Source organism: Nostoc sp., assembly GCF_036918245.1.
Taxonomy (GTDB): domain Bacteria; phylum Cyanobacteriota; class Cyanobacteriia; order Cyanobacteriales; family Nostocaceae; genus Nostoc.
Map to the genome: position 1 here is coordinate 54,736 of NZ_JBALEF010000043.1, position 12,641 is coordinate 67,376.

Here is a 12,641-nt window from a genome sequence, read left to right on the forward strand (position 1 = left end):
TCGTGTACCCTTGTCCTCCCTAACCCTATTTCCTATTTAACTTCTGTAATTTGTAGAGTGTAAGGAAGATACTTGCCTTTTTCGTAAGAACCAACCCAAATTTGGTAACTTCCAGGTAGCCATTCACCAACGATGCCAGGATTTTTGCCATCAAAATCGTCATTGCACCAAGTACCACCGGGCCCTTTGATAATCATGGTGGTGTCTTCAGGACTTTGCACTTGCAACTTCAGGTAGTCAAATTTACTTGTTAGTGCTAATGTGTGGTCTGGTGTTTCATCAACAAATCCAGTACAAGGCCCAGTGGCTGTTTCGCTTCTCCCACCTACTTGACTCCCAGATATTGAGCCACCACTCATCCCGCGAACTGTCAGCGGGTCTGGTGAAAACTGAGGGCTAATGGTGACATCTCCAAATATCGTTGGCGCTTCCTGAGCATCAACCGCAGCATTAACTGTTGATGTGATGAAGAGCGTAACTATCATGAACGATAATCTCATCCCTCTATTGAGCGCTTTTGTCGGCATTGTAATTACGTTCGCTTCTAAGTGTTTTTGAAGACATGAATTTTACACACCAAGTTCCCAACATGAGGAGAATTGACTAACTATTTTAGATGTGAAATTGAGAATAATTCATTAGTAATTAGTTAATGATTTCCTGTTTCCATTATTGCTTTACCTTATGAATAGGGGCACACATTTGATTTGTGCGCCCCTAAAATCTAAAATATTTCTAAAATCTGGAAGTAATCGCTACTTAGCTTCCGTTATAGCTCGACTCAAGCGCGGCTGATCTAAACCAATCTGATTTAGTAGTAACCAAGATTGGATTAAGTCAGGGCCATGAACATCTCCAGTTAAAGCTGCTCGGAGAGATCGCATCACTAAGCCTTTTTTGACTTTTTGCTCTTTCACTACTTGTTTAATAATGTCCTGGGCGGCGGCTTCTGACAGTTGCGGCTGATTTTCTAAAGCTGTGACAATCCCCTCAAGGACAGCAGTAGAACCTTCTTGCTTCAGTTGCGTACTGCCTTCGTCGCTAAATTCAACTGTATCGCTAAAAAACAGTTGGCTTTGAGCTACTCCATCTACCAGGCGAGTCAAACTCTGGCTAATTAAAGTTACTAGCTGTTCTAACCAGGGGCGTTCTCTTCCACCATGAAATTTATATCCAGCCGCTTGCCAAAAGGGGATGAGTAGATCTGTGAGTTTATCTACTGGCGTATTGTGGATATACTGACTGTTCAACCAATCCAGCTTGTCCCAGTCAAACTTTGCACCTGCTTTATTTACACGCTCAAAACCAAATTCTTTAGCTGCTGTTTCTAAGGTAAATATTTCTTGCGTCGAGTCTGGGGGCGACCAACCTAGCAATGTCATGTAATTCACCAAGCCTTCAGCAGTAAAGCCCATTTGCTTAAAGTCAGAAATGGAAGTGACGCCATCTCGCTTAGAAAGCTTGCGCCCTTCTATGTTCAAAATCAATGGCGTGTGAGAAAACTCTGGAATTTTTGCACCCATTGCTTCATACAGCAGAATTTGCTTGGCGGTGTTGGCGATGTGGTCTTCTCCGCGGATGACGTGGGTGATTTGCATATCGATGTCATCCACTACAACGACAAAGTTGTATAAAGGTTGACCGCTACCCTCATCTGAGGCGCGGGCGATGACCATATCACCACCTAAATCGCTACCTCGCCAAGACATTTTTCCCCTGACTAGATCGTTCCAGACAATTTCCCGCCCATCTTCGATTTTGAAGCGAATTACAGAAGAACGACCTTCTGCTTCAAAGGCGGCGCGTTGTTCTGGGGTGAGGTTGCGGTGACGGTTGTCATAGCGGGGTGCTTCGCCTCTAGCTTTTTGGGCTTCTCGGAGAGCTTCTAGTTCTTCGGAAGTGGTGTAGCAGCGATAGGCTAATCCTTGCTCTAGCAGTTTTTCTACTGCTTCTTTATAAAGATCCAGGCGTTGGGATTGCAAAAATGGCCCTTCATCCCAGTTAAGTCCTAGCCAGTGCAGTCCTTCAAGAATATTGTCGGTGTATTCGGGACGCGATCGCTCTAGGTCTGTGTCTTCTATTCGCAGTATAAATTTCCCGCCGTGGTGACGGGCAAATAACCAGTTAAATACAGCCGTTCTAGCTGTACCAATATGTAAATTTCCGGTTGGACTCGGCGCAATACGGACTCTAACAGTCACAGTTAATTCTCTCTTTTGCAAAGCATGATAAATGTAGCTTATATTTAAACCTTGAATCAGCCTGTTTAGGGAATTCAAAATCCGATATCACCTAAGTTTGGTGATTTCCTACTCATAAATGCAGAACGGGACTGACGGGGCTCGAACCCGCAACTTCCGCCGTGACAGGGCGGTGCTCTAACCAATTGAACTACAGTCCCTTGTTTGGCAACTTTGCTATTATCACTATTTTTTTTCTACTTGTCAAGTGTTTTGCAGTTAGGAATTAGGAATTATTTTTGTTCCGTATCTCTCAGGTGCGAATTATTTGTTAGACAGACCGTGATAATACAATCTGTGGCTCTGATTCCAGATGCTGCAATATTCGGGATTGCATTTGTTTATACTGCTGTTTCAATAGCTGTTTGCTCAATTGGGGTTGAGAAGCGGGTGGTAGACTATGGCTCTGTTGCACCCAGGTTTTCAACATTTGCCGCTGAGTTGACTCAATGCGACTGCTGAGAACCTTGATGCAAGAATGTGGTGCTTCCAGAGTAAAGAAAATCAAAGGATATTGTTCATTTTCAGCCAGGAAACTTACCATCATAAGATTTTGGGGATTTTGCATATCTAAGTAGCACGGTAGCCACTTAGGAGCGAATTGCCGATTATAGAGTACAGTTACCCACAACAACATTGGATGAGGGGATGTCACAAAGACAAACTGGTTATAACGGGTAGAAACCGCATAGTTTTTGATTTCTTGTTTAGACAACATCAACCATAGTGCTGTTATAGATCCTTGTGGAGTGTCTAAAAGCTGGGGAAAAACAATTTCTTGAATTGGTTTATTTTGAGGCCACAAAAGTTGCCGATAGCTTTGTTCTACAGTGATTGGTAATGCAGAGTTTAAGGGAGTGCCAAGGATTGAGTTAGAGGCAGAGTTTTTAGGCGGAGCGAGACAATTAGACTGTTCTAGACTGTTTAAAACTTGTAAAATTTCAGCAATATTTTGAGGGCGATCGCTTGCTTTTTTAGCCAGACAAGCCATAATTAAATTATTTAACTTGTGAGGTATTTTAAGAGTAGGTTTAACATCTGCGATCGTTTTTGGTGCTTCAAAGTGATGTGCTTTATACCAAGCACCAAAGTAATCAGTTTCTGGTTGCCAAGGTTTTTTGCCTGTAAGCATCTCAAACATCATCACACCCAGACTATAAATATCAGAGCGACTATCTAGTTTTTCCCCATCTAGCTGTTCTGGAGAACAGTAGGGTAAAGTGCCATTAAATCCACTACTTGTACTAGCTGTTGATGCATAATTCAAAAATCTAGCAATACCAAAATCGAGAATTTTAACTAACTGACCCAATATCGGATCGGGAATAACTAATATATTGGCAGGCTTGATATCTCGATGAACCAACGGACAAATTTTGCCATCAATGTTAATACCTTGATGGGCACACTGTAAGCCCAAACAAATTTGGCGAGAGAGAGTCAAAAACATGGGCAGAGGTAGCGGAATTAAATCCTTTAAACTCTTGCCACATAGATATTCCATGACGTAGTATGGTTTTCCTTTCTCATTCACACCATAATCATACGCCCGCACTATATGTACGCTCTTTTGACTCAAGGCTGCACTCATTAAAGCTTCACGAGCAAAGTCTTGTTGCATCTTGGTATTAACAACAGTTTGAGTCAAAAACTTGATAGCAACTGGTATACCTCCTAACAAAACATCATTTGATAAAAAAACTTCACCCATGCCACCGCTGCCAATTAATTGCTTGAGTTGATAACGATTGGCAAGCAAGCCCGTACTACTTGGAGATGTAAATAAGCTCTGATTGACTTTGTTCACTTGTGATACTGAGTCCATTTAAAGTTAGCAATAAATACATAAAAAATATTATTAGGTAATGGTGGCAAGCCTTTTGATTTTGATAGCAGACTTTCAATGACGTAATAGCAGTTTAAAAAATATTTCCAAGAATTTATTCATCCAAATTTTTAAACCTTCTGTATCAGATTTTTGATGTGTGACTAAGTTTCGTAATATATCTAACTTCAGCTTTTCGTACTCTTTTTTTAGAATACTTTTGGCTTGACTAGGCAAAATTAATTCATTTGACTGTTGAGTCATATTTAACCAATCTACAAGTTGTTGACGCTGTTTAGCCGTGAGATTTAAAGTCGTTACATGAGAGCAATGAGTTGGATCTTCTAAGGGGAAAAATAGTAAATGATAGTAGCCTACTTCTGCTAACCTACGTGCTATATTTTGACCTTTATTATCTTTTAGATCCAGAAAATAAGGTAGCCACTTAGTTGTAGAAGGTTGGGCATCATATAGTACTGTTAGCCACAGTAGCATTGGGTATACATTCATTTTACTAATAAATTCAGTACCATGTATTTTATCCAAAAATTTTGCAATCTCTTGTTTGGGTAACATTGCCCAAAAAGTTGGTATAGGTCTTTGAGGAGTCTGTAGTAAATGGGGAAACCCAATTGGCGCAATTGGTTTATTTTTAGGCCAATTTTTCTGCAAACACTCTTTTTCTGATAGTAAAGTTGCAGGTACTAATTGAACTGGAAGGGAAACTTTAATAATGTCAGTGCTATTGCTAGGAATAACATCATTAACTTGAGCATTAACTTTTTCTAAATTTTCTAATATTTTGTAGATATTCTGAGGGCGATCGCTTACTTCTTTAGCTAAACAACTCATCAATATTTTTGATAATATTTCTGGGATTTTAACTTGCGGATTTACTTCTTCAACTGTAGGTGGCATTTGAAAGCGATGGGCTTGATACCAAGTACCAAAGGAGTTACTTTTTGTTTGAAATGGATGTTTCCCTGTCAGCATCTCAAACATTAGTACTCCCAAACTATAAATATCAGAGCGGACATCTAGCAATTTACGCCCTTCCATGTGTTCTGGAGAACAGTAAGGCAAACTGCCAATAAAAGAATCTGTTAGGGTCATCCCACTTCGCTCTGTTAAAAACTTGGCAATACCAAAATCTAGTATTTTAACAATTTCACCTTTTTTACTATCTTCAGTAATAAATATATTTTCTGGTTTAATATCTCTGTGAACAATAGGATAAATCTCTCCTTTAAGGCTGATACCTTGGTGGGCACATTGTAAGCCTAAACAAATTTGATTACAAATTTCTAAAAACTTCGATATTGTTAAAGGCTGAATTTTCAGAATTTGCTTGAGATTTTTTCCTTGGAGGTATTCCATTACATAAAATGGAGTTTTATCCTCAGTAACTCCATAACTTAAAATACGAACAATATGTTTACTTTTGCGACCCAATTGAGCGCCAATAAAAATCTCTCTGGCAAAACGTTGGGACATTTGTTGGTTTGACAAACTAAGTGATAAGATTTTGATTGCGATCTGCATACCGCCTTTAGCAGTATCTTCCGCTAGATAAACTCTACCCATCCCCCCTTTGCCAATCAAATCTCTGATTAAATAGCGATTGTTTAAAAATTGTCCAATATAATCGTCTAATTCTGCTTTTTGCCCTACCATACTCTCAATTTTATTTTCTGGCATAAAAATCATTTATAAAAAATGTTATTGGCAAAATACTTTAATAAGTCTAGCTAATTATTAAATTTAAATTTAAGAAATATCCGAATTTTGAGAAAATTAATTATATGCTGTAAATATGCTTAAGCTCTCTACAAAAGCTACTAAACATTGTGTAACATATTTATTAATGAGTACGGTTGAGAAATTACACGTAAACTATAAATAAGCTAGATAAAGTTACTTAGTAGATTCCGTGAATACACAGGAATAATCAGAAATAACTAAATAGCAGTCAAGCCGCGATGTCTACGACAGGCGTAGCTGCGGCACTTTTACCTCTATACGGTTAAAGGTTAATATTCGGGAATAAACGGCGTAATAATCTAATTAGCGGAGTTTCAATTTTAATTTTAAAGGCTAGTATCTGGGTGCGTTGCAGGGAGTTAAAATTATTATCACTGATGAGAATTAATGATTGTTGACCATCCTGTAGTTTTGAGCCAAAAGTTAAGCCTTCAATGTTGTCTAGCAGTACATCTAGTTTTCTCAAATCTAACAGCAGTTTCTTCTTAACTGGTTTAATATTTTTGGAGTCAACTGCTAAAAGGCTATCAATATTATGAATATCATCGGCTCCTTCTAAAGAAACCTGAAACAGGGAAATAGCAAATCCTAAACCAGTAAAAGACCTTTCTAAACTTAAGAAGTGTCCTTGATTATCGAGAGCAAGTAAATCGGGTAATCCACTAGCGAATTTGCCAATTAGATTCAAAAATGGTGTAACTGGTTCAGTTTGGTAAAGAAATTCCTTTTCTGGCTGATTGTTGAGCAAGTTGTATTGCAAAATTCGGCAAGGACTACCGATATTAGGTTTAGCTGCGACACCATCTTGAATTAGAGCATTTTCGGTGGCTGTGAATAGATGCTTGTTATCGGGTGTGATGGTGAGGCTTTCAAAAGCCAAATTGTTGCGGATACCTTTTTGATTAGTTTTATCTGGTAAAAATTTGTTTGGGATGGGGAGTGTGAAAATTTCTCTCCCAGAAGATAGTGAGAACTCTTTAATAAAAGGATTAATTAATTTTGCATCGCCTTCAGAAGAAATCAATACAATTCCTTTATTAGTTAATGCAATACCTTCTGTATCAGTTTCACCAGGGCGAAATATTTGACCATTTTCATTTAATAATCTGGTAAAGCTGACTGGAATAACTCCATCTTTTTCTAGTAAACCTTTGCTCAAGTCTATTTTCAAGGTGTAGAAACGAACGGGAGCTTTTTGACCACGGTCGTCGGAAATAGCGTAATAAAGGTTATTTCTTGGATTATATGTAATTCCAGATAAACCTCCGACTTCAGTTTTTTGAAAGATTAAACCTTTCGGGAGGGTGGCTTCCCCGATAAATTTTATGGTACTGATTTCAACACCATTTGACGGAAAGTTTGTGAAGACAAGGATAATAATTATAATTGGAATCAAAAAGTAAATAATTCGTGGAAATACGAAGATATTTTTAATTATCTGCATAGTTTTTTATTAAATCAATATTTGTAGAGACAAAGACTTCTACGTCCCTAAAAATAATATCAATTAAATAAAGAATTTAACAGATCCAAGCCTGAAAATCCTGATAAATCATGCTTTTTTAACTTTGTGGTAAGTCTGAGCAGATGTTTCCTTTACTTAGACTTTCCAAGACGTATTTTTAATTTGAAAACCTTTAAAAAATAATAAATTACTTAAGCTAATCGTAAATCATATTCATCTTCATCTTGGAAAAAGTTGACAAGCCAATCTTTGACTTGATGAGTGGCGCGGCAGTCATCTTCGTTGTAGCGTTGGATAATTTCTAGTAAGGTGCGATCGCCTGTTTCTAACCATTGATCGTACCAGTAAATACACTTGGCACCACTGGCTTCTTTATCACGCCACTCAAATCCTATCCAACGAGCGATCGCTTTCAAGGCATAGCTTTCTACGGGCAATGCTACACTTTGGGTTAATTGTTCATACACATCGACAAACCGATTCAGTACAGGACGCACTAAGGAGTGTGGAGTGCCGTAAAGTTTTGCCAATCGTTTGACTGTATCAAACTCGTAGACACAAAAATGATAAATTGGCGCTTCGGGATATTGCCAAACCAAATCCAAAAATTGCTGCCAAACTAATTCTTCGTCTTCTGGTTTGTCTGCTAAAAAGGAATAAAATTGTTCTGTATTAGCTTGTCTATTAACAACCAAAACCCCTAAGAGATAATCTAAATCTAAGTCTGGCTGGGCTTCAATATCAAAATAAAGCTCTATAGGCGCTGTGAATGTAATATCTTCTGTTGGTAGCGGGTAGGGTAAAATTAACGGTCGTTTTTCTAGTGAAGATTGAGCTTGTACTACTAACTTGGGGGCTACTTCGCTGTCAAAACCAAGTAGGTTTTCTAAGCTGCTGGGACTGGTGTTAGCAAGAGATTCCAGTGTAGTAATGTCTAAGGCTTGAAGTTGAGTGTAGCGCAGGGGTGTTACACCTGGTAGCAGTGAGAGATGTTTTTCAGATTGAGCGATCGCATAACATTCACTGTACCAATGGCAAAAATTACACTTTTGGCGAGAAATAAACACCTCTGGCGGATTTGGTGACTCTAAAACTTGAATAAACTCCTCCAGAATCTGCTGCATCCGTGGTGTCCATTTGCACAAATCCACTGTATAATTAGTATTTTTGGTGCGCAAGATGAGCAAAGCTGTTTCAGGTGCAACTCCCTGCACTGTTGCCAACACTTGGGCATGAAATGCAGCGACAACCTGATATTCTTGTTTCGGGCGCTTACCCAGTTCAATACTAGCTGGGACGTAGAGCCAATCTCCAAAATGTGATTGTCCCGCTTGTTTCACGAGTAAATCTGGACGACTTAACAAGGTGTCTGCTTCAGAATAATTTGCTAACAGTACTCCTTTATAGATGTACTCAACCCCGCGCTGCATCAATTCTAAAGTTGCCTTCTCTGCCTTTTCCCAGTTTCCATAAGAATAATCTGGTTGATGATAAGTCATCTGTGCTAAAGCACTCAACTGATGAGCGATTTTGTCCTGTTGCAGTTTCCGTAGCAACTCATTGGGGGCATCGCGCTGACTTTTGTCACCGTGGATATCTAGAAAAGGTCGGCGTTTACAGCGTTGGTATTGCAGTAGGAGTTCAGCATTAATTAGCATCCTTTTAAGTTAACAAGAATTAGCAGAATCTGGGAGTAACTCTGGCAATTAAAATCTGGAAGTGGCGATACCTTCTCTGCGTTCGCGCAGCGTGTCGTAGACAGACGCTACGCGTAGCTTGCTTCCCCATAGGGATACGGTGGGCTACGCCAACGCGTCCACGCTTAATTTGCTGTTTATTTTATACTGTCAACAGCTAGCTATTGGCGTAAACAGCACAAGCGTTTGCTTTTCTGCCAAATTACAACTGAGAGAGAGTGGTAAAACCACAGTCCTCCTACTCCCACAAAGTGCAAATACTTCTGAATATCAATAGCCTGCAAACAGCAGATATCCCTTGTGAATTATGACTAGTATTTCTACATCATCAATCAAGCTGCATCGAGAGCAATTTCCCGCTTTAGCGAACAAGGCTTATTTTAACTATGGAGGACAAGGGCCGATGCCCCAAAGGGCAATGGATGCGATCGCCCAAACTCAAGCTTATGTTCAGGAAATAGGCCCCTTTGGTAATCAGGCGTTTAGCTGGATAGCACCTCAGACTCAAGCTGCTAGAGTTGCGATCGCTTCTGAGTTCCATGCACCATCTGAAACAATTACTCTCACCCAAAATGTCACTGTTGGCTGTAATATCGCCATCTGGGGCATCGAATGGCGTGCTGGCGACCATCTGCTACTCTCAGACTGCGAACATCCAGGCGTAATTGCTACAGCACAAGAAATCTCGCGGAGATTCGCTGTGGAAGTTACCACTTGTCCTCTAAAAGCAACTTTAAATGAGGGCGACCCTGTAACCATCATTGCCCAGCACTTACGCCCCAAAACCCGTCTTGTGATCTTGAGTCATGTTTTCTGGAATACTGGTCAAGTTTTACCTCTGGACAAAATTGCCGAAGTATGTAGGAATAATCATTCTGCACTATTAATAGATGCTGCTCAATCTGCTGGTTTATTGCCTTTAAACTTAACTGAATTGGGAGTAGATTTTTATGCTTTCACTGGTCATAAATGGTTATGTGGCCCTGCGGGTGCTGGTGGCTTGTATGTCCGACCAGAAGCACGAGAAAGCCTGAAACCTACGTTTATTGGCTTGAATGGCATTGTTGTAGATAGTCAATCTCAGCCTGTAGATTGGCTTCCAGATGGGCGACGATACGAAGTATCTACATTAGCTTATCCGTTGTATCTTGGGTTAAAGGAAGCGATCGCAATTCATCAACAATGGGGAACGCCACAGGAACGTTACGAGCAAATTTGTCATAACAGTGAGTACCTCTGGCGACAATTGACGGCGTTACCCAATATTAAATGTTTGCGAACTTCTCCACCTGAAAGTGGTATAGTCTCTTTTCAACTTGAAAATAATCAACCTCAAGCTCATTTGAAGTTGGTGCAATTTTTGGACTCACAAAAGATATTAACTCGGACAATTGCCGATCCTAGCTGTATACGTGCCAGCGTTCATTACTTTACTTTAGAATCAGAAATTGACTTATTGGTTGAGACAATTCAAAATTTTTGCAAAATTAGTTAAAAGTTATGAGTTGTAAGTTAGCTTGTATAAATTATGATTTTAACTCCTAACTCATAACTCCTAACTTCTAACTTAAAAATGCTACGCCCAATCTTATACTTAGCAATAACTAACCACGGCTTTGGTCATGCTACCCGCACGGCTTCTGTAGCTGCAACAATTCAAAAGTTATGTCCAGAAGTTCTGCTAATTGTGGTGAGTACTGCCCCACGCTGGTTGCTAGAATGTTACATAGAAGGCGATTTTATCTATCGTCCTCGTGCATTTGATTTGGGTGTGGTGCAAACGGATAGTTTGACAATGGATAAAGGAGCGACTTTAGAAAAGTTGTTGGATATTAAGAAGCATCAAAATTCACTGATTGCCTCAGAAGCGAATTTTATTCGCCAAAATCGCGTTAATCTTATCTTGGCAGATATTCCCTTCCTCGCTCCTGGGTTTGCCAAAGCTGCAAATATTCCCTGCTGGATGATGAGTAACTTTGGCTGGGACTTTATCTACCGAGATTGGGGAGGTGAATTTACCGCAGTTGCAGATTGGATTAGTGATTGGTATTCAAAGTGCGATCGCCTGTTTCGTCTTCCTTTCCACGAACCAATGCTAGCTTTTAACAATATCACAGATGTCGGCTTAACAGGCGGTTCCCCCCGTCACTTTACTGATGATTTACGTTCTCTTTGGGGAATAACTGCACCAGTCGAAAAAACTATTTTGTTGACCTTTGGTGGCTTGGGTTTACAGCAAATTCCTTATGATAACCTACAGCGATTTCCAGATTGGCAATTTATCGTATTCGATCAATCTGCCCCTGATTTACCTAATTTAGTGAAAATTAATGACCACAAATACCGTCCTGTAGATTTTATGCCTATTTGTGGGCGAGTCATCTCTAAACCTGGTTATAGTACTTTTTCGGAAGCCACAATACTAGGATTACCAATTGTCACTATACCGCGTGAAGACTTTGCCGAAGCAACTTTTATAGTAAAAGGTATAACTGATTATAATCAGCATCAAATTATCACCCCATCTGAGTTTTTTCAAGGAACTTGGAATTTTCTCCATGAGTTACCCCAACCTCCAAAGCAATCTCAACCAATTGCTAAGGATGGTAATGAAGCGATCGCTAAAGCTGTTCTCAATTATTTACAGACGAAATAAAGTTATTTAAAGCAACATCCATTAATAATTTACTAATCTGGATTTTGTTGCCACGTAAGTTGTTTGTCAGCCCTAATCTAGAAAAAAAGAAACAAAATGAATAAAAGAAGGAAAAGCTAAAGTTTCCAGAAGATTATTTGGTGTTTACGCCTCAAGAATACAATTTACACATGTTAGCTGAATTCAGATAGACTTATAATAATCAGTAGCATATTTCCCTAGTATTGAAATATGCTACTGGTGTTACTACTGGAATTTATCTGGTTGCCTTCTTACATCAAGTAACAGTTTATTTCATTACTGAACTACAAAAACTATGAATATCAACCAAGACAAGACAAGATATTCTAAAAAGAGTTTAGAACTGCCAAAGCCAAATCTAGATAAAATTACATTGTCTCACAATCGGCGTAACACATTTATTATCCCAGATTTCCTTAAACAGGCTGTAAATGAGGTGTTAAGCCTCTTGAGGATAAAATATACTCGATCTAGCGATCAACCAAATCAAGCCAATTAAACTACTACTTAGCTTTTACTGTCATCAATAATTACTGTTTTAAATGACTCAGTACCAAAAGTTACTAAAAATTTCCACCACTGGAAAATCTTTTTACAACATTACTGCAAAAATTGCAGCCGCAGTTGCAGAATCGGGTGTTGAAACTGGTCTTTGTACTTTATTTTTGCGCCATACTTCAGCCAGTTTAGTCATTCAAGAAAATGCCGATCCTGATGTTCTTATGGATCTAGCTAATTTTATGGCAAAACTCGTGCCAGAATCAGGCAAATACATCCATGATGCAGAAGGCCCCGATGATATGCCAGCACATATTCGTACTGCACTCACCCACACTTCTGAACATATCCCCATTAATCGTGGCCACTTAGTACTAGGAACTTGGCAAGGAATTTATATTTGGGAACACCGCCAGCGCAGTCATTCCAGAGAATTGGTTGTTCACATTTCTGGATAGCTAATTCTCAAGTTTTATTG

9 protein-coding genes and 1 tRNA gene are annotated in these 12,641 nt (G+C 39.3%); 3 read left to right on the forward strand and 7 right to left on the reverse strand.

Annotation, left to right across the window (positions count from 1 at the left end):
• Positions 1-32 precede the first annotated feature (32 nt).
• The 7 genes from V7L12_RS10100 to V7L12_RS10130 form a co-directional block, all read right to left on the reverse strand.
• Positions 33-527, reverse strand: a complete 495-nt coding sequence (locus tag V7L12_RS10100) for a hypothetical protein (protein ID WP_335084198.1) — start codon at positions 525-527, stop codon at positions 33-35.
• 228 nt (positions 528-755) lie between these two features.
• On the reverse strand, positions 756-2,201 hold the full coding sequence (gene gltX, locus V7L12_RS10105) for a glutamate--tRNA ligase (protein ID WP_335084199.1): 1,446 nt from the start codon (positions 2,199-2,201) through the stop codon (positions 756-758).
• A gap of 126 nt (positions 2,202-2,327) precedes the next feature.
• Positions 2,328-2,401 (reverse strand) — tRNA-Asp (locus tag V7L12_RS10110).
• Positions 2,402-2,511: 110 nt separating this feature from the next.
• The gene (locus V7L12_RS10115) at positions 2,512-4,065 is read right to left on the reverse strand and encodes a serine/threonine protein kinase (RefSeq protein ID WP_335084200.1); all 1,554 of its coding nucleotides are present in this window, start codon (positions 4,063-4,065) and stop codon (positions 2,512-2,514) included.
• Between the two features lie 75 nt (positions 4,066-4,140).
• On the reverse strand, positions 4,141-5,763 hold the full coding sequence (locus tag V7L12_RS10120; RefSeq protein WP_335084201.1) for a serine/threonine protein kinase: 1,623 nt from the start codon (positions 5,761-5,763) through the stop codon (positions 4,141-4,143).
• Between the two features lie 325 nt (positions 5,764-6,088).
• Positions 6,089-7,270, reverse strand: a complete 1,182-nt coding sequence (locus V7L12_RS10125) for an esterase-like activity of phytase family protein (protein ID WP_335084202.1) — start codon at positions 7,268-7,270, stop codon at positions 6,089-6,091.
• A 212-nt stretch (positions 7,271-7,482) separates the two neighbouring features.
• Positions 7,483-8,949, reverse strand: coding sequence for a TM0106 family RecB-like putative nuclease (locus V7L12_RS10130; RefSeq protein WP_335084203.1), 1,467 nt, complete (start codon positions 8,947-8,949; stop codon positions 7,483-7,485).
• Positions 8,950-9,295: 346 nt separating this feature from the next.
• Between V7L12_RS10130 and V7L12_RS10135 the strand changes: the two genes are divergently transcribed.
• The 3 genes from V7L12_RS10135 to V7L12_RS10145 all read left to right on the forward strand — a co-directional run bounded on the left by V7L12_RS10135 (position 9,296) and on the right by V7L12_RS10145 (position 12,621).
• Positions 9,296-10,483, forward strand: a complete 1,188-nt coding sequence (locus V7L12_RS10135) for an aminotransferase class V-fold PLP-dependent enzyme (protein ID WP_335084204.1) — start codon at positions 9,296-9,298, stop codon at positions 10,481-10,483.
• Positions 10,484-10,561: 78 nt separating this feature from the next.
• Complete coding sequence (locus V7L12_RS10140; RefSeq protein ID WP_335084205.1) at positions 10,562-11,644, forward strand: glycosyl transferase; 1,083 nt, start codon at positions 10,562-10,564, stop codon at positions 11,642-11,644.
• Positions 11,645-12,207: 563 nt separating this feature from the next.
• Positions 12,208-12,621: a secondary thiamine-phosphate synthase enzyme YjbQ gene (locus V7L12_RS10145; protein WP_335084206.1), complete on the forward strand. Its 414-nt coding sequence runs from the start codon at positions 12,208-12,210 to the stop codon at positions 12,619-12,621.
• Positions 12,622-12,641: the final 20 nt, after the last annotated feature.

What these genes read in the sequence shown, in the direction of transcription:
- V7L12_RS10100 (WP_335084198.1), bottom strand. Translation starts at nt 527, where the DNA reads ATGCCGACAAAAGCGCTCAATAGAGGGATGAGATTATCGTTCATGATA.
- V7L12_RS10115 (WP_335084200.1), bottom strand. Translation starts at nt 4,065, where the DNA reads ATGGACTCAGTATCACAAGTGAACAAAGTCAATCAGAGCTTATTTACA.
- V7L12_RS10120 (WP_335084201.1), bottom strand. Translation starts at nt 5,763, where the DNA reads ATGCCAGAAAATAAAATTGAGAGTATGGTAGGGCAAAAAGCAGAATTA.
- V7L12_RS10125 (WP_335084202.1), bottom strand. Translation starts at nt 7,270, where the DNA reads ATGCAGATAATTAAAAATATCTTCGTATTTCCACGAATTATTTACTTT.
- V7L12_RS10130 (WP_335084203.1), bottom strand. Translation starts at nt 8,949, where the DNA reads ATGCTAATTAATGCTGAACTCCTACTGCAATACCAACGCTGTAAACGC.
- V7L12_RS10135 (WP_335084204.1), top strand. Translation starts at nt 9,296, where the DNA reads ATGACTAGTATTTCTACATCATCAATCAAGCTGCATCGAGAGCAATTT.
- V7L12_RS10140 (WP_335084205.1), top strand. Translation starts at nt 10,562, where the DNA reads ATGCTACGCCCAATCTTATACTTAGCAATAACTAACCACGGCTTTGGT.
- V7L12_RS10145 (WP_335084206.1), top strand. Translation starts at nt 12,208, where the DNA reads ATGACTCAGTACCAAAAGTTACTAAAAATTTCCACCACTGGAAAATCT.